This window comes from Achromobacter sp. NPDC058515, from assembly GCF_042721735.1.
Lineage (GTDB): Bacteria > Pseudomonadota > Gammaproteobacteria > Burkholderiales > Burkholderiaceae_B > Achromobacter.
Genome location: NZ_JBHXNI010000002.1, coordinates 330,124 through 352,539, shown reverse-complemented (window position 1 = coordinate 352,539; position 22,416 = coordinate 330,124). Strand labels below are relative to the sequence as shown.

The 22,416-nt window shown below is 66.6% G+C and carries 21 protein-coding genes; 13 read left to right on the top strand and 8 right to left on the bottom strand.

What is annotated here, in order from left to right; genetic code table 11:
- Positions 1-40: 40 nt before the first annotated feature.
- The 5 genes from ACFWP0_RS04835 to ACFWP0_RS04815 form a co-directional block, all read right to left on the bottom strand.
- Positions 41-2,335: a RelA/SpoT family protein gene (locus ACFWP0_RS04835; protein WP_377840075.1), complete on the bottom strand. Its 2,295-nt coding sequence runs from the start codon at positions 2,333-2,335 to the stop codon at positions 41-43.
- A 22-nt stretch (positions 2,336-2,357) separates the two neighbouring features.
- Positions 2,358-2,561: a DNA-directed RNA polymerase subunit omega gene (gene rpoZ / locus ACFWP0_RS04830; RefSeq protein ID WP_006219679.1), complete on the bottom strand. Its 204-nt coding sequence runs from the start codon at positions 2,559-2,561 to the stop codon at positions 2,358-2,360.
- A 44-nt stretch (positions 2,562-2,605) separates the two neighbouring features.
- Positions 2,606-3,238, bottom strand: a complete 633-nt coding sequence (gene gmk, locus ACFWP0_RS04825; protein WP_377840073.1) for a guanylate kinase — start codon at positions 3,236-3,238, stop codon at positions 2,606-2,608.
- Positions 3,239-3,339: 101 nt separating this feature from the next.
- On the bottom strand, positions 3,340-4,260 hold the full coding sequence (locus tag ACFWP0_RS04820; RefSeq protein ID WP_377840072.1) for a c-type cytochrome: 921 nt from the start codon (positions 4,258-4,260) through the stop codon (positions 3,340-3,342).
- Positions 4,257-4,961, bottom strand: a complete 705-nt coding sequence (locus ACFWP0_RS04815; protein ID WP_377840070.1) for a c-type cytochrome — start codon at positions 4,959-4,961, stop codon at positions 4,257-4,259. The genes ACFWP0_RS04820 and ACFWP0_RS04815 overlap by 4 nt, the downstream gene beginning before the upstream one ends.
- A gap of 229 nt (positions 4,962-5,190) precedes the next feature.
- Here ACFWP0_RS04815 and ACFWP0_RS04810 point away from each other — a divergent pair, with 229 nt between their 5' ends.
- Positions 5,191-5,961 carry an SDR family oxidoreductase gene (locus ACFWP0_RS04810; protein WP_377840069.1) on the top strand — a complete coding sequence of 257 codons (771 nt, stop codon included), beginning with the start codon at positions 5,191-5,193 and terminating at the stop codon, positions 5,959-5,961.
- A 104-nt stretch (positions 5,962-6,065) separates the two neighbouring features.
- Here the strand turns inward: ACFWP0_RS04810 and ACFWP0_RS04805 are convergent, their stop codons facing one another.
- A complete protein-coding gene (locus ACFWP0_RS04805; protein WP_377840068.1) occupies positions 6,066-6,662 on the bottom strand; it encodes a C40 family peptidase in 597 nt (198 codons plus the stop codon).
- Between the two features lie 290 nt (positions 6,663-6,952).
- Here ACFWP0_RS04805 and ACFWP0_RS04800 point away from each other — a divergent pair, with 290 nt between their 5' ends.
- Together ACFWP0_RS04800 and ACFWP0_RS04795 are read left to right on the top strand one after the other, a co-directional pair.
- Positions 6,953-8,452 (top strand): AMP nucleosidase, encoded by a 1,500-nt coding sequence (locus tag ACFWP0_RS04800; protein WP_377840067.1) that lies wholly within the window; start codon positions 6,953-6,955, stop codon positions 8,450-8,452.
- 183 nt (positions 8,453-8,635) lie between these two features.
- The gene (locus ACFWP0_RS04795; RefSeq protein WP_377840471.1) at positions 8,636-10,156 is read left to right on the top strand and encodes an amino acid permease; all 1,521 of its coding nucleotides are present in this window, start codon (positions 8,636-8,638) and stop codon (positions 10,154-10,156) included.
- A 210-nt stretch (positions 10,157-10,366) separates the two neighbouring features.
- Here the strand turns inward: ACFWP0_RS04795 and ACFWP0_RS04790 are convergent, their stop codons facing one another.
- A complete protein-coding gene (locus ACFWP0_RS04790) occupies positions 10,367-11,224 on the bottom strand; it encodes a LysR family transcriptional regulator (protein ID WP_377840065.1) in 858 nt (285 codons plus the stop codon).
- 83 nt (positions 11,225-11,307) lie between these two features.
- Between ACFWP0_RS04790 and ACFWP0_RS04785 the strand changes: the two genes are divergently transcribed.
- The gene (locus ACFWP0_RS04785; RefSeq protein ID WP_377840064.1) at positions 11,308-11,688 is read left to right on the top strand and encodes a tautomerase family protein; all 381 of its coding nucleotides are present in this window, start codon (positions 11,308-11,310) and stop codon (positions 11,686-11,688) included.
- Between the two features lie 58 nt (positions 11,689-11,746).
- Here ACFWP0_RS04785 and ACFWP0_RS04780 read toward each other — a convergent pair whose 3' ends face one another.
- Positions 11,747-12,679: a YicC/YloC family endoribonuclease gene (locus ACFWP0_RS04780; RefSeq protein ID WP_377840062.1), complete on the bottom strand. Its 933-nt coding sequence runs from the start codon at positions 12,677-12,679 to the stop codon at positions 11,747-11,749.
- Between the two features lie 184 nt (positions 12,680-12,863).
- Here ACFWP0_RS04780 and rph point away from each other — a divergent pair, with 184 nt between their 5' ends.
- From rph to ACFWP0_RS04735, 9 genes are all read left to right on the top strand, one after another.
- Entirely contained in the window at positions 12,864-13,601 is a 738-nt protein-coding gene (gene rph, locus ACFWP0_RS04775) for a ribonuclease PH (protein ID WP_377840061.1), read from the top strand.
- Positions 13,602-13,928: 327 nt separating this feature from the next.
- Positions 13,929-15,311: an aldehyde dehydrogenase family protein gene (locus ACFWP0_RS04770; protein WP_377840059.1), complete on the top strand. Its 1,383-nt coding sequence runs from the start codon at positions 13,929-13,931 to the stop codon at positions 15,309-15,311.
- Between the two features lie 74 nt (positions 15,312-15,385).
- On the top strand, positions 15,386-16,549 hold the full coding sequence (locus tag ACFWP0_RS04765) for an iron-containing alcohol dehydrogenase (protein ID WP_377840058.1): 1,164 nt from the start codon (positions 15,386-15,388) through the stop codon (positions 16,547-16,549).
- Between the two features lie 54 nt (positions 16,550-16,603).
- Positions 16,604-17,653 (top strand): substrate-binding domain-containing protein, encoded by a 1,050-nt coding sequence (locus ACFWP0_RS04760; protein WP_377840056.1) that lies wholly within the window; start codon positions 16,604-16,606, stop codon positions 17,651-17,653.
- A gap of 370 nt (positions 17,654-18,023) precedes the next feature.
- Complete coding sequence (locus tag ACFWP0_RS04755) at positions 18,024-19,004, top strand: Bug family tripartite tricarboxylate transporter substrate binding protein (RefSeq protein ID WP_377840055.1); 981 nt, start codon at positions 18,024-18,026, stop codon at positions 19,002-19,004.
- A gap of 57 nt (positions 19,005-19,061) precedes the next feature.
- Complete coding sequence (locus ACFWP0_RS04750) at positions 19,062-19,973, top strand: NAD(P)-dependent oxidoreductase (RefSeq protein WP_377840053.1); 912 nt, start codon at positions 19,062-19,064, stop codon at positions 19,971-19,973.
- Positions 19,974-19,991: 18 nt separating this feature from the next.
- The gene (locus ACFWP0_RS04745) at positions 19,992-20,798 is read left to right on the top strand and encodes an SDR family NAD(P)-dependent oxidoreductase (protein WP_377840051.1); all 807 of its coding nucleotides are present in this window, start codon (positions 19,992-19,994) and stop codon (positions 20,796-20,798) included.
- An 88-nt stretch (positions 20,799-20,886) separates the two neighbouring features.
- Entirely contained in the window at positions 20,887-21,306 is a 420-nt protein-coding gene (locus tag ACFWP0_RS04740; RefSeq protein ID WP_377840049.1) for a carboxymuconolactone decarboxylase family protein, read from the top strand.
- 67 nt (positions 21,307-21,373) lie between these two features.
- Positions 21,374-22,375 carry a Bug family tripartite tricarboxylate transporter substrate binding protein gene (locus ACFWP0_RS04735; protein WP_377840047.1) on the top strand — a complete coding sequence of 334 codons (1,002 nt, stop codon included), beginning with the start codon at positions 21,374-21,376 and terminating at the stop codon, positions 22,373-22,375.
- The last annotated feature ends 41 nt before the right edge of the window (positions 22,376-22,416 follow it).

The following is a 22,416-nucleotide window of genomic DNA, read 5'->3' as shown; positions in this document are numbered from 1 at the left end:
GCATTGCTGCCGGCCTTTGTGTTGGGGGAAGGGCCCCGGACTAGCCTTTTACGCGGACGATCTTCTGGACCTGGGGCACGTGCCGGATGGCGCGGATGACCTGGGCCAGATGCTTGCGGCTGTCGACCTGGATCGTGAGATGCAAGGATACGGTGGACACCGCGTCGTCGTGCATCGTGACGTGCATGATGTTGGCGTCGGCGGCGGTGACTTCCGCCGCCAGACGGCCCAGCACGCCGCGCTCGTTGCGGGTGACGATGTCCAGGCGCGTGGCCAGGTGCTTGGCGGTGTGCGCGTCCCAGGCGACATTGATCCAGCGTTCCGGTTCGCGCAGGCGCTGGCGCATGGCGACCGGGCAGTCGGCGGTATGCACCACCAGCCCGTGGCCCATGCGCATGCCGGCCACGATGGGGTCGCCCGGCAGCGGGCCGCAGCAAGGCGCCAACTGCACCGCCTGGCCTTCATTGCCCTGGATCAGGATGGGCGCGCTGCGCGCCGAGGTCAGTTCGTCCACCGCGGCGGCGGTGGTGGCGACAAGCTGGTGCTCGGGCGCGAAGCGGCGCGCGACGACAGCGGCAAGGCGCTTGCCCAATCCGATGTCGGCGAGGATTTCCTCGCGGGAGCTGGCGCCGGTGCTGCGAGCCAGCTTCTGCCAGGCCGGGTCGTCGGTGGCGGGCAAGGGCATGTGCAGCTCTTGCAGCGCCTGGCCCAGCAGGCGTTCGCCGAAGGCCACCGACTCTTCGTACTTGACCGTGCGCAGGTAGTGCCGGATTTCGGACCGCGCGCGGCCGGTGCGCACATAGTTGAGCCATTGCGCGTTCGGCCGCGAGGCGGGGGAGGTGACGATCTCCACCGTGTCGCCGCTGTTGAGTTCGGTGCGCAGCGGCACGAACTCGCCGTTGACCTTGGCGGCCACCGCCTGGTTGCCGATGTCGGTGTGGATCGCGTAGGCGAAGTCCACCGGCGTCGCCCCGCGCGGCAGCGAGATGATCTTGCCGCGCGGCGTGAAAACGTAGACCGCGTCGGGGAACAGGTCGACCTTGACGTGTTCCAGGAACTCGCCGGAATCTCCGGTCTGGCTCTGGATGTCCAGCAGCGACTGCAGCCATTGGTGCGTGCGCTTCTGCAGGTCGTTCAGCGTCAGGTCGGCGCCCTTGTACAGCCAGTGCGAGGCCACGCCTTCTTCGGCCACATGGTGCATGTCGCGCGTGCGGAACTGGAACTCCACCGGCGTGCCGTAAGGGCCGACCAGGGTCGTGTGCAGGGACTGGTAGCCGTTCACCTTGGGAATGGCGATGTAGTCCTTGAACTTGCCGGGCACGGGCCGATAGAGCTGGTGCAGCGTGCCCAGCGCCAGGTAGCACTCGGGCAGCGTGTGGACGATGACGCGAAAGCCGTAGATGTCCAGCACGTCCGAAAAGGACTTCTTCTGGTCGACCATCTTGCGATAGATGCCGAAGAGCGTCTTCTCGCGGCCGGTCACTTCGGCCTCGATGCCGGCGGCGGGCAGGGACGCCCGCACGGAATCGGCGATTTTAGTGATGACTTCGCGGCGATTGCCGCGGGCGGCCAGCACGGCCTTGTACAGCACCTGGTAGCGGTTCGGGTACATCGCCGCGAAGCACAGGTCCTGCAATTCGCGGAACAGCAGGTTCAGGCCCAGCCGGTGCGCGATGGGCGCGTAGATGTCCAGCGTTTCCCGGGCGATGCGCCGGCGCTTTTCGGGATTGACCGCGTCCAGCGTGCGCATGTTGTGCAGGCGGTCGGCGAGCTTGATGAGGATGACGCGCACGTCGCGCGCCATCGCCAGCAGCATCTTGCGAAAGCTCTCGGCCTGTTGCTCGGCCTTGGTGGCGAAGTCCAGGCGGTCCAGTTTGGACAGCCCGTCGACCAGATCGGCCACTTCAGGGCCGAATTTCTCGGCCAGCTCATGCTTGGCGATGCCCTGGTCTTCCATCACGTCGTGCAGCAGGGCGGCGGACAACGCGTTGACGTCGAGCTTCCAGCCCGCGCAGATTTCCGTGACGGCGATGGGGTGAGAGATGTAGGGCGAACCGCTGGCGCGGAACTGGCCCAGATGCGCCTGGTCCGCGAAGCGATAGGCTTCGCGCACGCGCTCTACGTCTTTCTTGTCGAGATAGCTGCCGATGATTTCGGTCAGCGGCGCCAGCGAGGCGACCGGAGATGCGGTCGCGTCCGCCGCTTCTTGCGCGGCGACGGACGGTGGCGTAGGGGAATTCTTGTCTTTCTTGCCCGTGCGGCGCCCAAGGCGGGAGCCGGCACGTAGTGCGGCAAGCAGACCAGATGAAGCGTACTTCAGCCCGGGAAAAGCCATGCTTGCCGCCCCCCGGAGAGTATCAGGTGGGAACTTTACGCAGCATTTCCACGCCGGTTAGGCCGCCCGCGATTTCGCGCAGCGCAGTGACCGTGGGCTTGTCTTTGCTGTCCAGGCGCGGGGCATGGCCTTGCGCCAATTCACGGGCGCGGTACGTCGCGGCGAGCGTGAGCTTGAAACGGTTGGGGATTTGATTCAGACAGTCTTCGACAGTGATGCGAGCCATTAGGACACCTGGTGCTGATGGATGATGGGGAGAATGCGTTCGGCTCAGTGTTCGGCCGGAATGCCGAGCTGCGCGAACAGCTGGGCATGGCGGGCGGCCTGAGACGAAAAGCGCAGCCGTGCGGCGCTGACGATTTTCATCAGTTCCGACAGGGCTACGCTAAATTCTTGATTAATAATAACATATTCGCATTCAGGCGCGTGGGCGATTTCACCGCCCGCGGCCATCAGCCGGCGCGCGATGACTTGCGGTTCGTCCTGGCCACGCGCTTTCAGCCGGCTCTCAAGTTCTTCGATGGAAGGCGGCAGCACGAAGATGCCGATGGCGCCCGGAAAGCGCTGCTTGACCTGGCGCGCTCCCTGCCAATCGATTTCCAGCAGGACATCGTGGCCCTGGCTGGTTGCCTCGTCGATGCGGTCGCGCGGCGTGCCATAGAAGTTGCCGTGGACTTCCGCCCATTCCAGCAGGTTCTGCGCATCGCGCAGGCGCTTGAATTCGTCGGTCGACACGAAGCGGTACTCGCGGCCGTCTTCTTCGCCCGGGCGGGGCGCCCGCGTCGTGCAGGAAATCGAGAGGAGGAGGGAGGTGTCTTGGGCAAGCAGCGCCTTGACTAGGCTGGACTTGCCGGCGCCGCTGGGCGCGACGACCATGAAGACGTTTCCGGGGTTGGCGTGCATGAATATGACCGGCGTGTGATGCTAAGAATCGAAGAATAGCAAATCGCGCGGCCGGGCAGGGGGAAAACCCTGTCCGCGCCGCGCGTTCGCGGCGGATCCGCTCAGCCGCCCGGCCTGGCCGCGGCCTGGATCAGCTTGCCGCCGGGCGCAGGCGCATCGCTGCCGAGCAGGTGGCCGTTGACCTCGATGCCGTACAGCGAGTCATCGGAGTCGTGGTACTTGGCCCGCGTTGCGGCGACCGATTCCGTGTAGCGCGGGTCCTGCGGGCGCTCGTGCGCGTTCATGAAGTACGCCACGTCCCAGGCCTCCTGGTCGCTCAGCATGCCGGCCTGGCCCAGCGGCATATTGGCCTTGATGAAGCCGGCGGCGTTGCCGATCTGGTGCATGCCCGCGCCCCAATTGAACGAATCCGGGCCCCACAGCGCGGGAAATACCCAGTGCTTGCCGTTCTTCTGCCCCTGGCCTTCGGCGCCGTGGCAGACGGCGCAGTATTGTGCGTAGACGGCCTTGCCGCGCACGTAGTCCGCGGGCTGCGCGGGCGGGGGCAGCTTGCGGTAGCCCTGGCCTTCCAGCACCACGCCGGTGGGCGCCTTGCTGGCCAGCCAGAACATGTAGGTTTGCAAGGCGGTCAGGGTGGGGTCGTCGGCCGCGGGCGCCTTGCCGTTCATGCTGAAGCGAAAGCATCCTTGCAGGCGCTCGGCCAGGGTGTTCACGTGCTCGTTCTTGGCGCGGTAGGCGGGATACAGCACGTACGCCGCCCACATCGGCGCGGAATCCGGGCGCCGGCCGGCGTCCAGGTGGCAGCTCGCGCAGTTCAGGTCGTTGCCGACGAACTTGCCCGCCATCTGCGGCGTGTGCAGGAAGATCTGCTCGCCCTGGCGCACGACCTTGCCGAATTCGGTGTCGGGCAGCGTGGCGGCCGATGGCGGCGTGAAGGCGGGCCGCGGCTCGGCGGCGTGGAGGGCGCCGGATGCGCTCAGGCAGGCGGCGGCAAACAGGGCTCGCAGGCGGATGGCGGTCATTGCTTGGCTCCTGCGGCGGGCTGGGCTTGCGAGGCAAGCAGGCTGGCGGCCTTCGGCAGGCCGGCATAGTAGGCGGACACGGCGTCGATCTCGGCGTCGGTCAGGCGCGTGGCGACGGCGGGCATCAGGCCCAGCGGGCCCGGGGGACGCTGGCCTTGGCGCCAGGCGCGCAGCTGTCCGGCGATGTAGGCGGCGGGTTGCCCGGCCAGGCCGGGAAAATTGTCGCCCACGCCGATGCCGCCCGGCCCGTGGCACTGGTTGCAGGCGGGCACGTTCTTGTCCCACGCGCCGCGCGTGGCCAGCCAGGCGCCGGTGTCGGCCGGCGGGACCGGGCGCAAGGCGGTGGCGGCCAAGCCGTCGATATCCAGCGGGGAGGGCAGCGCGGCGTAATACTGCGCCACGGCCAGGCGTTGCGCCGGGTCCAGCGCCTTGGCGGTGGCCGCCATGACGGGACTGACGCGCGAGCCGTTGGCCATGGCCTCAAGCTGCTCGGCCAGGTATTTGCCGCCCATTCCCGCCAGTTGCGGGAAGCCGGCGGCCGGGTTGCCTTCACCCTTGGCGCCGTGGCAGGTAATACAGGCTGGCGCGCCGTTGGCGCCCTGGGCGCTGATTTTCTGGCCATCGGGCGCGCCCTGGGCGTGGGCCGCCGTGGCGTACAGAAAGGCCAGCGCAAGGGTGGCGGGTAGGGACCGTCGGGTCATGGTTGCCTGCTCCGGAAAACGTTATTGGATTTTTGGTAATAAGCTAATTTCTATAAATTATATAAAACCTTGTGACAGATCAGCGCGGGCTCGTCCGCTTGAGGCTGCGCATGGTGTTTTCTTTTGCTTACGCAAGTCGGCGAAAGTGTGTTGCCGCTGGAACCTTCGCTTGCAGCATCGCCAGATTGATTCGGGTAGCATCTCGCGGATTGAGAACAAGGAGAATCCGATGCAGACGAACGAGATCGATCCGCCCCGCGTAGCCCTGGTGACCGGCGCCGGCACAGGCATAGGCCGTGCCGTGGCCCTGGAATTCCTGGCCCAAGGCTATCGGGTAGTGCTGGCCGGACGCCGGCGCGAGCCTCTGGAAGCCACCCGCACGGCGGCGGGCGAAGACGGGGTGCGGGCGCTGGTGGTGCCCACGGACGTGTCCGACGAGCAGGCCGTGCGCGATCTCTTCGACACCGCCCAGCGCGAATATGGCCGGCTGGACGTGCTGTTCAACAACGCCGGGCGCGGCGCGCCGGCGGTGCCGATCGAGGAACTGCCCGTTGCCGTCTGGCGCGATGTGGTCGACACCAACCTGACCGGCATGTTCCTGTGCGCCCAAGCCGCCATCCGCGTCATGAAGGCGCAAACGCCGGGCGGCGGCCGCATCATCAACAATGGCTCGATCTCCTCGCACGCGCCGCGGCCGTTCTCCATTGCGTATACCGCCACCAAGCACGCGGTGACGGGGCTGACCAAGTCTATTTCGCTGGATTGCCGGCCCTACAACATTGCTTGCGGCCAGATCGACATCGGCAATGCCGCCACCGACATGACCGAGCGCATGGCCGCGGGCATCCTGCAGGCCGACGGCAGCACCAAGGTGGAGCCGCGCATGGACGTTGCGCATGTGGCGCAGGCAGTCGCCGCCATGGCGCGCCTGCCGCTGGAGGCCAACGTGCAGTTCATGACGATCATGGCGACCAACATGCCCTTCGTGGGCCGGGGCTGAACACGCGTCGAGCCCGCGGCGGCGTATCCGTGCTGGACACGCCGCGGCAGGCTCCGTTCACCGCCCCTTTTCAGGCGCCCGCCGGGCGCCGCCTGCTGCCTTTCCTACGGAGAGGCCTGGGCCAGCATCTGGCCGTGCGTCGTATCCAGGTAGCGCCGCGCGCCGACATAGCGCTTGGTCCAATAGGAATTCTTCATGTCGTCCACCCGCACCTTGGTGCCGCGGCGCGGCGCGTGGACGAATTTGTTCTGGCCGATGTAGATGCCGACGTGCGAGGTCACGCCGCGTCCGCGCGTGGCGAAGAACACCAGGTCGCCGGGGCGCAGTTCTTTCTTGGCGGCGACGGATTGTCCCTCGCCGCGCTGCGCGCGAGCGGTCCGGGGCAGTTCGAGTCCGGCGATTTCGCGGAATACATACAGGACCAGGCCGCTGCAGTCGAAGCCTTCGGCGTCGTCGCCGCCATAGCTGTAGGGCGTGCCGATCGCGTCGATGCCGGCCTGCACGACGCGGTCGCGCAGCGTGGGCACCGTGGGCTCTTGCGCCAGGCGCAGGCCGCTCAGCGTCGGGCGCGCCTTTTCGGAGGGGAGGGACGCCTGGGCGGCGCCGGGTATCCAGGACAGGGTCAGGGCCAGGATCGGCGCTGACAGGAATGCGGAAATGCGGGAATAGGCAATTCGGACTTTTCGCGTAGGCGGCGTCATTACGTCACTTCAAGAATCGGAGTGGGCGGCATGGCTTCGCCTTCAGGAGGCGAGCCGGCGGAAAGGGGGCGATCCCAGGGCGTAACCCCGGAATGCTTCACGATTATAATGGAATAAAGTTTCATTACATTTGTAGTGCAATGCAGCATAATCCGGCCCCGTTCGTTACGCCGCCCTTGGGTTGCGACGTAACCGCGCTCGTGCATAATCGTTGGCATCGGCCTTCGGCATCACCGCCGAGAGCCGCCGCGCACACACGCAAGACAGATAAGAAAGCGGAGTAGAGCTCAATGATGAACGCAGTACACCCTTTGTCGTCCATGAACCGGCCCGAGGCCTTGCCCTTCGAGCCCTACCAGGATGCGGTGTCCGCGGTTGACCGGCTGGTGGAAATCTACGCGCGCAACACGGCTTTCCTGCGGGCCGCGTTCCGCGAGGTGCTCAAGGGCTCCGGCAATGGCCGCGAGCGGGCCCGCGCCTACTATCCGGCCATCCGCATCGCCGTGGAAACCTACGACCCGATCGATACCCGCCTCTCGTACGGCCACGTGGCCGAACCCGGCATCTACCAGACCACCGTCACCCAGCCCGCGCTGTTCCGCGACTACCTGATCGAGCAGGTCGGGCAACTGCTGCAGAACCACAGGGTGTCGGTCGAAGTCGGCGAGTCCGATTCGCCGATCCCCTTGCACTTCGCCTTCCCGGAGGGCGCCTATGTCGAGGGCGAGCACCTGGAAGCGCTCAAGCGCCCCTTGCGCGACCTGTTCGACGTGCCGGACCTGGCGGTCACCGACGACGCCATCGTGAACGGCTCCTGGCGCGGCAAGGAGGGCGAGCCCAAGCCGCTGGCGCCGTTCACCGCGCAGCGCGTGGATTACTCGCTGCATCGCCTGCAGCACTACACGTCGACGGCGCCGGCGCACTTCCAGAACTTCGTGCTGTTCACCAACTACCAGTTCTACGTGGACGAGTTCTGCGCCCGGGCCCGCGCGCTCATGGCCAGCGGCAACGAAGACTACGACATGCTGGTCGAGCCGGGCAACCGCATCACCCGCCGCGGCGAAAGCGGCCCGGGCGACGAAGACCAGGCCGTCCGCCTGCCGCAGATGCCCGCGTACCACCTGGTGCGCGACGACCATTCCGGCATCACGCTGGTGAACATCGGCGTAGGCCCGTCCAACGCCAAGACCATCACCGACCACATCGCCGTGCTGCGTCCGCACGCCTGGCTGATGCTGGGCCACTGCGCCGGCCTGCGCGATTCGCAGCGGCTGGGCGATTACGTGCTGGCGCACGGCTATGTGCGCGAAGACCATGTGCTGGACGACGATCTGCCTACCTGGGTGCCGGTCCCCGCGCTGGCCGAGGTGCAGGTGGCGCTGGAGCAGGCGGTCGAAGAGGTCGCCGGGCTGTCGGGCTGGGACCTCAAACGCATCATGCGCACGGGCACCGTCGCCACGATCGACAACCGCAACTGGGAATTGCGCGACCACGTCGAGCTCGTCGAGCGTTTCGCGCAGTCGCGCGCGATTGCGCTGGACATGGAATCCGCCACCATCGCCGCGAACGGATTCCGCTTCCGGGTGCCCTACGGCACCTTGCTGTGCGTATCTGACAAGCCCCTGCATGGTGAGCTGAAACTGCCCGGCATGGCCAGCGCGTTCTACCGCCGCCAGGTGAACCAGCACCTGGAGATCGGCATCCGGGCATTGGAGCGCTTGCGCGACATGCCGCCGGAACGGCTGCACTCGCGCAAGCTGCGCACCTTCATGGAAACAGCGTTTCAATAAGGGCAGGCCGCCGCCGGATCCGTCCCCCGCGCCCCGCCATTTCTCTTGGCGGGGCCACTTGCGCTATTCTCGCCCGTTGCTCGGAAATCCCAAGGCACCCGGGGCGCATCGCGCGGGGGTCTTCATGACGTGAAGGAATGCATTTTGGCACCATCGGAACACGATGAACGCCGCTCAGGCGGCATGCGCAAGACGGAGGCGAGCCAGCCTTCCGAATTGCGCCGCACCCTGTCCGCGCGCCACCTGACCATGATCGCGGTGGGCGGGTCCATCGGCACCGGGCTGTTCGTGGCATCGGGCGCGACCATCGCGAAGGCCGGCCCCGGCGGCGCGCTGCTGGGCTATGTGCTGATCGGGATCATGGTCTATTTCCTGATGACCAGCCTGGGCGAACTGGCCGCCGCCATGCCGGTTTCGGGCTCCTTTTCGACCTACGGCGCCCGCTACGTCGAGGACGGCTTCGGCTTCGCGCTGGGCTGGAACTATTGGTACAACTGGGCGGTCACGGTAGCGGTGGACCTGGTGGCGGCGCAGCTCGTCATGGCGTACTGGTTTCCGGACGTGCCCGGCTTCTACTGGAGCGCCTTGTTCCTGGCGATCACTTTCGGGCTGAACGCCTTGTCGGCTCGCGGCTTTGGCGAAGCGGAATTCTGGTTCGCGCTGATCAAGGTGGTCGCCGTCCTGGGCTTCGTCGCCATGGGCGTGCTGATGCTGCTGGGCATCATCCGCGGCGGGGAAACCGGCGGCCTCGCCAACTGGACGGTGGGCGACGCGCCATTCGCGGGCGGCTTCGCCGCGATGATCGGCGTGGCGATGGTGGTGGGGTTTTCGTTCCAGGGGACCGAACTGATCGGCATCGCCGCGGGCGAATCCAAGGATCCGGCCCGCAACCTGCCGCGCGCCGTGCGCCAGGTGTTCTGGCGCATCCTGCTGTTCTACGTGGCGGCCATCCTGGTGATCGGCCTGCTGATCCCCTATACCGATCCGCACTTGCTGCGCAACGAGGTCGAGGACATCAGCGTCAGCCCCTTCGCACTGATTTTCGAGCGGGCCGGCTTGCTGGGGGCGGCTTCCGTCATGAACGCGGTGGTGTTGACGTCGGTGCTGTCGGCGGGCAATTCCGGCATGTATGCGGCCACGCGCATGCTCTACAGCCTGGCCCGGGAAGGCAAGGCGCCGCGCATTTTTGGCCGCATCTCGCGCAGCGGCGTGCCGCTGTGGGCGCTGCTGGCCACCACGGCCGTCGCGGCGCTGTGCTTCTTCACCTTCATCTTCAGTCCGAATGCGGTCTACATCTGGCTGCTGAACACGTCCGGGATGACGGGCTTCATTGCCTGGCTGGGCATCGCCATCAGCCACTACCGCTTTCGCCGCGGTTACGTGAAGCAGGGCAACAACCTGGCCGATCTGCCTTACGTGTCGCCGTTCTTCCCGTTCGGCCCGATCTTCGCGTTCGTGCTCTGCCTGGTCATCACGCTGGGCCAGAATTACCAGGCCTTTTTGCAGGACAAGATCGATTGGGGCGGCGTGGTCGCCACCTATATCGGCATTCCGCTGTTCCTGCTGATCTGGGCTGGCTACCGGCTGGCGCGCGGCTCGCGTTTCGTGAACTATCGCGACATGCGCTTTCCCGACGCGCGGGCGCGCAGCGAGTACCTGGATTCGGCCCTGCGCGGCGAACCGGCTACGGGCGAGGTGCGCTGACAAACCGGGTGAACTGGGTCGCGCTTAGGGCAGCGATGCGATTTCAGACTTTCCAGGGATTGACGACATCCAGGCCTGGGTGTTGAAAGTCCCTGTCGATGCCCATGCGCGTCAGGTGGGTCCGGGCCCGGGCCACCGCCTTCTTGCGCAACCTCTGCATCAGGCCGTAGCCGTCGAACCAGCCTGCAGCAATATTGCTCTGCGCGTGGACTAGCCTCGAACCGCGCTTCTGAAGGCGGCGGAAAGCGCCGCCAGGGCATCGAGGGACCGTCCGTCCTTGACCCGCGAGTGAAACAATACCGGCAAGCGCGGCAGATCGGGAAGCCCGAGCTTGGGGCCTACATCAGTCGCGCCAAACGGAAGCATGCGCGGGGCCAATGCCGCAACGCCAAGTCCGGCCATGACGGCCGCGGCGACCGCAGCAACGCCGCCGCCGACGAAAATCTCTGTCCACGGGACGCCCGCGTCGTCGAGCAGCTGACCGGCCATGACTCGAACGCCGCAGGGCTCGGCAAGCGTGGCAAGGGGCAGGGGTTCGTCGGCGCGATGCCGCCAGCCGGGGGCGGCGAACCAGCCGAATTTCTCTTCTGCGAGCATTTTTCCGTCGGTTCGCCCGACGTGCTGGCGCACGATCACCGTGTCGAGCTCCCGCCGGTCGAAACTCTGGAGCAGATCTCTTGAGGACCCGATGCGGATTTCGATCAGCAGTTGAGGGTCTTGCGCGTTCATGCGAGCTATCAGCGCGGGCAGTTCAGGGCCCGCAACATGGTCGCTGATACCGATGGCGAGCCGCTGCCGGGCTGCCGAGAATAGAGAGAGCGCACGCTCATGCGCCGCGAGGAGCTCGCGGGCGTGTACTAGGAAAGCCGCGCCATGCGTCGAAAGCTCCACGTAGCGGGGCGTGCGCTCGAGCAGCCGGCAGCCAAGCCGGTCTTCAAGTCGCTTGACCTTCAGGCTGACGGCAGCCTGCGTCGTCTTCATGGCTTCAGCCGCGCGCGTGAAACTGCCCAGCTCGGCGGTGCGGATGAAAGCCTCGACGGCATCCAGGTCGAGAGGGCGGTTTGTCATTTCAGATTGTTATGACTGATATAAATATAAATATTAAATCAGTATGGATAACATGCAGCGAGGCCAACATAAGAGGAATCGCGATGCCACTGCTTCATATCTCAATGCGTGCCGGAAAGCCGGAAGCCTACCGGCAGGCAATCTTTGACAGTGTTTTCCGCGCCATGCGGGAGACATTCAACGTTCCCGAGGACGATCAGTTCATGACCATCACCGAACATGAGGCGGCGAATTTCCGCTATGGGGCGTCCTATCTTGACATCGCCCGGAGCGACGACCTCGTGTATATCCAGATCACCGCAAGCAACACTCGCACGGTGGAGCAGAAGAAAGCGCTGTTCCGGCGGATCGCGGAGCTGCTTGGGGAGAGCCCTGGCATCCAGCCGGAGGACGTATTTGTGAATCTTGTCGAGGTCGCGAAAGAGAATTGGTCCCTCGGCAACGGCCTGGCGCAGTACGCGTGAGGTAGTTCTTTCCGGGGCGGTCGATGCTTTCGGGAGGGCTGGTTCCCTCCCGCAAGCCTTACTCAATATTCTGCGCCTGCTCGCGCATCTGCTCGATCAGCAGCTTCAGGTCCATGGCGGCGCGCGTGACTTCCATGCTGCCGGCCTTGGACCCCAGCGTGTTGGCTTCGCGGTTCATCTCCTGGAACAGGAAGTCCAGGCGCTTGCCGGCGCTGCCCGCGTTCTTCTTGCCGCCCGTCGATTTGCCGCCGCCGTCGGTCAGCAGGTGGCGCAGCTCTTCCAGGTGCGAGCGCAGGCGCGACAGCTCTTCGGCCACGTCGATGCGCAGCGCGAACAGGTTGGCTTCCTGGGACAGGCGCTCGGTCAGTTCGGCGCCGGAGATATGCGTGAAGCCGCCGGGGAATGCGGATTCCACGCTTTCGCGCAGCTTGGCGGCCAGCTTGTCGCGGTGGTCGGCCAGCAACTGGGGCAGGTGGGTCTGAACGGTGTCGACGATGCGCGCCACGCCGTCGGCGCATTCGCGCATCATGCCGGCCAGCCGTTCGCCTTCGCGTTCGCGGCCTTCCTGGAGTTGGGTCAGCGCCTGTTGCGCGGCTTGCAGGCAGGCGGCGCCCCAGATTTGGGGGTCCAGCGCGTCGCTGCCGCGCTGGCCGGGCCAGTTGAACAGTTCAACGAGGCGGGGCGGCGCGATGTCGGGGACGATGCGGCGGGCGGCCTGCAGCTGTTCGGCCAGGCTTTCCAGCCATTCGGGGTCGAGCTTGGACAGGTCGGTGCTGGCGTTGCGGGTGTAGGAAACGCGGATTTCCACCTTGCCGCGCGCCAGGCTGGCGGTCAGCAGTTCGCGCAGCGGCGTTTCCACATGGCGCAGTTCGTCGGGCAGGCGGAAGTACAGGTCGAGAAAGCGGCTGTTGACGCTGCGCAGTTCGAGGGCAAGCGTGCCTTGTTCTAGGTCTGTCCGGGCGTTGCCGAAAGCGGTCATGCTGCGAATCATGATGTGCGTGTCCTGGTGAATCTGGGAATAAAAGCCGGTTATGCCGGGGCCCGCGGCGCCCGGGTCTGGGGGGCGGGTCTGTGTTTTCAACCGGATACATCGCGGCAGGATACTCCAAGCGCCATTTTCCTGTGGCGCCACCCCGTACAATGCCGCGAACCAAAGCCATGTCTGGAGCCTGCTTGTGACCACTACCCCCGCCATTGCCCGTCCGTCGGGCCGCGCCGTCGACCAATTGCGTCCGTTCACCCTTGAGCGCGGCTATACGCGCTACGCCGAAGGGTCGGTGCTGGTGAAGGCCGGCGACACCCACGTGCTGTGCACGGCCAGCGTACTGGAGAAAGTACCGCCTTTCCTGAAGGGCAGGGGCGAAGGCTGGGTAACCGCTGAATACGGCATGTTGCCGCGGGCCACGCATACGCGCGGCGACCGCGAGGCCGCGCGCGGCAAGCAAAGCGGCCGCACGCAGGAAATCCAGCGCCTGATCGGGCGCAGCCTGCGCGCGGTGTTCGACATGAAGGCCTTGGGCGAGCGCACCCTGCACCTGGACTGCGACGTGCTGCAGGCGGATGGCGGCACGCGCTGCGCCAGCATCACCGGCGCCTGGGTGGCGGCGGCGGATGCGGTCGCGCTGCTGATGAAGCGCGGCGACCTGGCGGAGAGCCCGATCCGCGACGCGGTGGCGGCGGTGTCCGTGGGCCTGGTGCAAGGACGTTCGGTGCTGGACTTGGACTACCAGGAAGACTCGGCCTGCGACGCCGACGTGAACGTGATCATGACGGGCAGCGGCGCCTTTGTGGAAGTGCAGGGCACGGGAGAGGGCGCCACCTTCACCCGCGCGGAACTGGACACGATGCTGGTGCTGGCCGAAGGCGGAATCGCCGAGCTGGTGCGCGCGCAGCGCGCTGCGCTCGTGGATTGACGCAAGGGCCGCAGCCTTCCCGCCGGCGATTCTCGCCGGCGGGAAGGCCATTTTTTTGTGGCTTTAATGAAACGTTATTTTCAACGCGGTAATATGCTGGGGAAATCCCTTAAATAGCAATTCATCTATCTGATAAATATAAGGAAAAATGCAAAACCCGTAAATGAAACGTTGTCGATAGATAGACATAAATGAGATATTGCATGCTAGCCTTCACCCCGGTTGAGCATCGCAAATTTCATTCATATCGAGGCAATTGTGTTGTCAGAAAAAACGTTTCATTCTGGTGCAAGGCCGTCGCTGGGTTCTCTGATCGACGGAAAGTGGGTGCAGGGCGAATCCACTTTCTCCGTGCTGGACAAGTACTCGGGCCTGGCTGTAGCCGAGGTGGCCAGCGCCACCCGGGCCCAAGTGGCGCAGGCGGTGACGGCAACGCATCGGGCGGTCCAGGCCGGCGCTCCGGCGCCCGCCGAGCGGGCGCGAGTGCTGCGCGGCGCCGGCGAACTCATCGCCGCCCGGCGCGATCACTTCGTCGACGTGATGGTGGCCGAAGCCGGTTTCACCGTGGCGGATGCGGCCGGCGAGGTTGACCGGGCCGTCATCACGCTGAACCTGGCGGCCGAGGAGGCGCCGCGCCTGGTGGGCGACGTGGTGCCGTTTGCGGCCAGCCCGGGCGCGCACCAGCGCATTGGTTTCACCATGCGCTTTCCGGTCGGCGTCGTTTGCGCCATTACGCCGTTCAATTCGCCGCTGAACACCGTACTGCATAAGGTCGCGCCGGCCTACGGCGCCGGCAACGCCGTCGTCCTCAAGCCGTCCGCCTACACGCCGCTCACGTCCGCGCTCCTGGCGCAGGCGCTGCTGGACGCGGGCATGCCGCCGGAGTTCCTGGCCGTGGTGCAGGGGGAGGGCGACAGCGTCGGCGGATGGCTCCTGCAAGAGCAGGACGTGGCGTTCTACACCTTTACCGGCAGCACGCGCGTCGGCCGCATCATCCAGCAGGCCGCGGGCCTGCGCCGCACGCAGATGGAGCTGGGCTCCATCGCCAGCACCCTCGTGTGCGCGGACGCGGATCTGGAGCGCGCGATTCCGAAGATCGCCAATGCCACGTTCCGCAAGGCTGGCCAGGTCTGCACATCGGTTCAGCGCCTGTATGTGGAAGCGTCGATCGCCGGCGAAGTGGCCGAGCGGCTGGTCGCTTATGCGGCGACGCTGCCGGCGGGCGATCCGCGCGATCCCGCCACCCGCATTGGCCCGCTGGTTACGCGCGAGGCGGCGATGCGCACCGAGCAATGGCTGCGGGAAGCCCAAGACCAGGGCGCGCAGGTTCTTTGCGGCGGACAGCGCGATGGCTCGGTGATCACGCCGGCGATCCTGACCCGGGTGCCCGAGGCCGGACGCGTCTGGTGCCAGGAGGCGTTTGCCCCCCTGGCAGCGATCAGGCCGTTCGACGACTTCGACGCGGCCATCGCCAGCGCCAACAGCACCCCGTTCGGACTGTCCGCGGGCATCTTCAGCCAGAACATCGACCGCTGCCTGCAGGCAGCGCGCCAGTTGCGCTTTGGCACGATTCAGATCAACGAGACGTCCAGTGCGCGCGCCGACGTGATGCCGTTCGGCGGGGTGAAGGACAGCGGCTTTGGCAAGGAAGGGCCGTGGCACGCGATGCGCGAAATGACCGAGGAACGCCTGGTGACTTTCAACCCCTGACGTCCTGCCTGTTTGCGCCCTGGCGCGCCCGCGCCGGGCGCGCGCCATCTTCCCCTGTCCGCTATTTCGAACTCATGCAACTCACTGATATTTCCGCTTTCTTCTGCCCGACCCGGATCCACATGGGCGTGGGCGCTCATGCCCGGATCGCCGACATCTTGCGCGCGCACGGCTGCAAGCGCCTGTTCCTGGCCGTGGATGCGGCCTTGCTGCAAGGCGACTTCTATGGCCGGATACGCGCGTTGCTGGAGGCCGAGGGCGTGTCCGCCGTGGTCTACAGCGACATCGAGCCGGATCCCAGCGCGGCGACGGTGGAGCGCGCCTTTGCCGCATGCAAGGCGCACCAGGCCGACATGCTGCTCGCCATTGGCGGGGGCAGCACGATGGACGTGGCCAAGGCGGTGGCGATCCTCGGCACGAACGGAGGCCGGATTCATGACTACGAAGGCATCGAGCGGTTTTCGGTGCCGCCCCTGCCTTTGATCGCGATACCCACCACGGCGGGAACGGGTTCGGAAGTGTCGGGCTCCTGCGTGATCACCGACACCCAGCGCAACCTGAAGATGTCGATCAGGCATGCCGCGCTGAATCCGGCGCGAGTGGCCATTCTGGACCCGCTGGCGCTATGCAGCATGCCGGCTCACGTGGCCGCGCATTCGGGCCTGGACGCCTTCGTCCACGCCTTCGAATCCTATATCTCGCGCCAGGCCAATCCCATCACCGACGCCGTGAACCTGCATGCCTTGCGGCTGATCGCCGGCGGCATCAGGCCCTTTGTCGCCAATCGCGGCAATCTTCAGGCCGGGCTCGACATGCTTTGCGGCTCGGCGCTGGCAGGCATCGCATTCGGCCAGACCGGCCTGGGCAATGTGCACTGCATGGCCCGCTTTGTGGGCGCGTTCTTCCATCTGTCGCATGGGCTTTCCAATGCGCTTTGCCTGCCGCATGTGGCGCGCTTCAACCTGCAGGCGGATCCGGGCAAGTTCGCTCGGATAGCGCAGGCGATGGGCTGCCATGTGGACGGCCTTGAGGAACTGCAAGCGGCCGCTCGGGCCGTCCAGGCCATCGACGCGCTTTGCGCCGATCTGGGCATACCGCCGCGCTTGCGGGACGCGGGCGTGGACGAGGCCCGGCTGGCGGAGATGGCCGAACTGTGCGGCAAGGCCGATTACAATCGCTGGAATCCCCGCCACACTACGGCCGCGGACTTCCTCGCCTTGTTCCTGGCAGCCTACTGAGCAGGCGGGCGGCGATGACACGGGCGGCGGGACATCTCCATTCGGGAATCCAATTTGAGCGCAGCAAAGACGACGCCGGCCGCGCGGCCGGCACGCATCACGGTGCACGACGTGGCCCGCGTCGCGGGTGTGGCGATCGGGACCGTGTCGCGCGTGGTGAACCAGGCGCCCAGCGTCACCGACGAGATCCGCGCCCGGGTGCTGGCGGCCATCGACGAATTGGGCTGGACGCCCAGCGCGGCCGCGCAGAACATGCGCGGCGTCGCCACCCGCATGGTCGGGTTCGTGTTTTCCGACATGCGCAATCCGCTGTACTCGGCCATGGCCAAGGGCGCGGAAGATGTGCTGGCGAATGCCGGCTACATGCTCGTGGTGGCCAGCAGCGACGGGCTGGAGTCGCGCGAAAGCCAGCTCATCGACCTGTTCTCGCGGCGCCGCGCCGAGGGTTTGCTATTCTCGATCGAGGAAGAGTCCAGCCGCGAGGTGGCCGCGGCCATTTCCGCGGCGCCGTTTCCCACCGTGATGATCGAGCGCGAACTGGCGTTGCCCGTGGGCGCGGTGGGCGCGGACCACTACACCGGCACGCGGCGGGCGGTCGAGTACCTGCTGGGCCTGGGGCACCGGCGCATCGCGATGATCAGCGGCGGCCGGCGCAATCGCGTGGGGCGCGACCGCAGCCGGGGCTATGCGGACGCGCTCGCGCAGGCTGGGGTGGATTCGGACCCGGCGCTGCTGCGCCTGGACAGTTTCGACGTGGACTATGGCTATCGCGAAACGCAATGGCTGTTGGCGCAGGCCAATCCGCCCACGGCCATCGTCGCGCTGGGCAGCCACTTGCTGGGCGGCGTATTGTCCGCGCTGCGAATGAAAGGCGTGGCGGTGCCGCAGCAGATGTCGCTGGTCGCCTCCAACGACAGCGAGCTTGCCCAGTTGGCCACGCCGGCGATCACCGTGATCCGCTACGACTCCTATCAATTGGGCCGCGAGGCAGCGCTGCTGCTCCTGCGCAGGCTCGAAGGCAAGGTTGCGCCCGGGGCGCAAGCGCGCGTGGAAATCCCCACCGAATTCGTCCTGCGCGAGTCCTGCGCCGCTCCGCCGGCCTGAAGCCGCACGGCGGCTCCGGGTCCCCCCGGCGGTTCGCCACCCATCCTTTCCAGCACAAAGTTCATCCATGCCGCCGCGCGCGGCGGTTGCGCCCTGCGCGGCCGCGTCGGGCCGACGGCCGCGCCCGGCAAACAGCCGCCTTCCGGCGCCTGCATAAATACTTGCGCTCCCCCGATCCTTCCGCGCGCCGCCTGGCGCCGGGGATCCGTCACAGGGGCAGCGATCCCACGGGGAGGACTCGGCACGACGGGAGTCCCTAGCAAAGAATCCGCTTGAGAAAGACCCGAAGAGAGTCTGCAGCGGCATTTCCGCAGGCGCGACGCGCTTGCACCACATGACCATCATTACAAAGAGCGAGAGGAGCAAAAACATGCTGAACCGTTTGACGGTAGCATCCGCCGTGGCGTTCGCCACCCTGGCAATGGGCTGCGCGGCGCCAGCCGCGGCCGCCTATCCCGACAAGCCCATCAGGATCGTCGTGCCGTTCAGCCCCGGCGGGGGCACGGACATCCTGGCGCGCCAGCTTGCCGCCAGCGTGGCGGAGTCGGAGAAATGGAATGTCGTGGTCGAGAACCGCCCCGGCGGCAACGGCGCCATCGCGTTGTCGTCGACCGCCCGCGCGCCTGTCGACGGCTACCAGATCGTGCTGGCGCTGCGCGAGAACATGGTGATCGCGCCGCTGCTGAACACCGACAGCAATACCTTCGATCCCCTGAAGGACTTCACGGCCATTGCCAATGTGGCCAGCGCGCCGATGGTGGTGGTTGCGGGCATGAACTCGAAGTACGACACGATCCAGAAGGCGCTTTCCGCCGCGCAGTCTGATCCGGGGTCCCTGCGCTTTGGCACCTCGGGCCAGGGCAGCATGTCGCATTTGCTGTTGGCCATGCTGGGGTCGCAGGCCAAGGCGCCCATGACGCACGTCCCGTACCGCGGCTCGAACCCGGCGATGACGGACCTCGTCGGCGGGCACGTCGATCTGGTGGGCGGTTCGATCGCGTCGGGCAAGTCCTTCATCGACGGCAAGCGCGCGCGGCCGCTGGCCGTGTCCTCGCTCAAGCGGATGCCGAACCTGGCGGACGTGCCGACGATCGCCGAGCTGGGCTATCCCGGTTTCGACGTGGTGACCTGGTACGGCCTCTTCGGCCCCGCCGACCTGCCGCGCGACGTCGTGGAGAAGATCAATGGCGCCGTGAACAAGGTCTTGCAGACCCCCGAGATGCAGCGCACCTTGCTTGAGCAGGGCATGGTCACCCAGGTGGGCAGCGCGGCCGACTTCGACAAGATGTACCGCGACGACTACGTCACGCTGGGCCAGCAGATCAAGACGCTGGGCATGACGGCGGAGTAAGCGCGCAACGATCGGCCGGCGGCGCGGACCGCCGCCGGCCTCTAACGGGGGAATGTAATGGTGAATCAACAGGTGGCCGGATTTATCGGGCTGGGCGCGATGGGCGGGGCGCTGGCGCGCCGTCTGGCGGGCGCGGGCGTGATGCTGCACGTCTATGACCCGGACCCGGCGCGGGTGGAGGCGATGACCGCGCTTGGCGCGATCGGGCATGGCGGCGCCGGGGCGGTGGCGGATGCGGCCGCCACGGTGTATGCCTGCCTTCCCAGCGCCGAGGCTAGCCTGGAGGTGGCGCGCGCGGCGGGCGCCGGCAAGGCCCTGCGGGTCTATGTAGAGACGTCGACCATAGGCCGCGGCGCATTGCGGGCGATCGCGCAGGAACTGCAGGAGGGAGGCGTGCAGGTGGTGGATGCGCCGGTCAGCGGCGGGCCTCGCGGCGCCGACGCGGGCACGCTGTCAATCATTGCGTCGGGCTGCGCCGACGCATTGGCCGCGGTGCGGCCGCAGTTGGCGCTGCTGGGCAAGAACGTGTTCGAGGTCGGCGCCGAGCCGGGCATGGCGCAGATGATGAAGCTGGTCAACAACCTGATCTCGGCCGCCAACATGGCGTCGGCCTACGAGGCGCTGGTGCTGGGCGCCAAGGCCGGACTGGATCCCGACCAGATGGTGGAGATCATCAACGTCAGCACCGGCCGCAACAGCGCCACCGTGGACAAGATACCCAAGTCGGTGCTGACAGGCACGTTCGACTATGGCGCCAGCATCCGCACCATACACAAGGATGTATCGCTGGGCCTGAAGGAGGCCGAGGCGCTGCAGGTGCCGATGTGGGTGGGACAGAACGTGCGCCAGGTGTGGGAATTCGCGCTGACGCAAGGCGGCGCCGATCTGGATTTCACCGCGCTCATCCGCTACATGGAAGCGTGGACCGGCGTGGAAGTGCGTAGCCGCCGCGGCGGCGCGCAAGCATAAGAGCAAGGAGAGAAGACCATGCGTTTGCAAGACAAGGTGGCGGTCATCATCGGCGCCGGCCAGAGCCCCGGCATGACCATGGGCAACGGCCGGGCGACCGTGCTGCGGTTTGCCCAGGAGGGCGCGCGCGTGCTGGCCGTGGACCGCGACCTGGCCTCGGCCGAAGAAACCTGCGCCATCGCGGCCCGGGACGGCGCCGCCGACTGCGTGCCTAGGCAGGCCGATGTGCGGCGCGAAGAGGACATTGCGCAGGCCCTGCGCGAGGCGGTCGAGCGCTGGGGGCGCATAGACATCCTGCACTACAACGTGGGCATCAGCGTGGCGGGGGGAGACGGCAGCCCCACGGAGATCACGGAGGAGGCCTTCGACCTGATCTGCCAGATCAACCTGCGCGGCTGCGTCATGGCCGGCAAGCACGTGCTGCCGATCATGAGCCGGCAAGGCGGCGGCGTGATCCTGAACATTTCCTCCGTGTCGGCCTGGCAGCGCTATCCCTGGGTGGCGTACAAGGCGACCAAGGCGGCGATGGTGGCCTATACGAAGCAGCTTGCGATCGAAAACGCCGAATACGGCATCCGCGCCAACACGATCCTTCCCGGACTGCTCGATACGCCGATGGCCGTCGACACGCGCGCCAGCGTCTTCGGCCGTGCGCGCGAGGACGTGGTGGCCGAGCGCAACGCCCGCGTGCCCTTGCGCGCGCGCATGGGCACCGCCTGGGACGTCGCGAATGCCGCGGTATTCCTGGCGTCGGATGAGGCTGGCTTCATCACGGGCGTGGAGCTGCCGGTGGACGGCGGCGCGCTCGTCAATATCGTGCGCTAGGCCGGCGCGATGCTGGCATCGGATTGCGTAATCGTGGGAAGCGGCGCGGGCGAGGCCGGCGCCGCTCAATTTTCTCTTGGAGCATGGCATGGACAGTAAGCAGGGATTCAATCCGGTCACCCCGGAAACCGTGGCGGCGGGGCATCGCAACCGGCGGGCGACGTTGGGCGACGACTATGTGAACCAATCAATTGCGCGGGCCCAGGAGGACGATTTCTTCGCGCCCTTGCAAGAGGCCGTGACGGGCCTGGCGTGGGGCGCCGTCTGGGGCCGGCCGGGGCTGAGCGCCAAGCATCGCAGCCTGGTCACGGTGAGCGTGCTGGTGGCGACCGGCCGCCGCCATGAGCTGGCGCTGCACATCAACGGGCTGCTGAACAATGGCTGGACGCGCGAAGAGCTGCAGGAAATCCTGCTGCACGCCGCCTGCTATTGCGGCATGCCTGCCGCGGTGGACGGATTCCGCGTCGCGAAGGAAGTGCTGGATGCGCGCGCGGCAAAGAAGACGTAAGCCGATTCCCGGCTGACGCGAGTCCGGCGGACGCAGAGCCGCCGGCGATTACGACAACGGAGACAAGATGACCTATCAAAAGACATGGGGGAGAGCGCTCGTCCGGACATTCGTGTTCGCGGCGGCGCTGGCGGCGGGCGCCGCCCAGGCCGACACCTATCCCAGCCGGCCGCTGACCCTGCTGGTGCCGTTCACCGCCGGCGGCGCCACCGACGTGCTCGCGCGGGCCTTGGCCGAAGGCTTGGCCAGGCAGATCAAGCAGAGCGTGGTGGTCGAGAACGTGCCCGGCGCGGGCGGCTCGGTGGGGCAGTCCAGGGCCGCGCGCGCGGCCCCGGACGGCTATACGCTGCTGCTGGGCAACGTGGGCACCCTGGCGGCCAACGCCTCGCTCTATAAGAACCTGAACTACAACGTGCTGAAGGATTTCGTGCCGCTGGCGTCGGTCGGGGACGCGCCCCAGGTGCTGTCGGTGCGGGCGGGCCTGCCGGCCGCGACATTCGACGAATTCGTGGCCTATGCGAAAGCCAATCAAGCGACCATGAACTTTGGGACCGCAGGCGTCGGATCGGGTTCGTTCCTGGGCGGCATACTGCTGAACGCGGCTATCGGCGTGAACATTCTTCCGATCCACTATCGCGGCGCAGCGCAGGCAACCGCCGATGTGATGGCCGGCCACATCGACTACACCGTGGAGAGCAGCAGCACGGCGGTCAGCTCGATTTCGTCGGGCAAGATCAAAGGGTTGGTCGTGATGCGCGGCGAACGCGTCAAGGTGCTGCCCGGCGTTCAGGCTACCAGCGAGACCTCGTATCCCAAGCTGCACTACGACATCTGGAACATGATGCTGGTGCCCAAGGGCGTGCCCCAGTCGGTGGCCCAGCAGCTCAATGCCGCGATCAACCAGGTCTTGCAGACGCCGGAAATTCAGGCGCGCTACGCCGAAATGGGGGTGGCGCTGCCCACGGCCGAGCATCGGTCGCTGAAAGGGGCGGCCGAACTGCTGGAGTCGGAAGTGGCGCGCTGGAAGGAACTGCTGCACGCGGCGGGCATCGAGCCTGGCGCGACCTGAAGCCGGCGCCGGCCGTGGTGGAGCAGCACTGGTTCGCGATG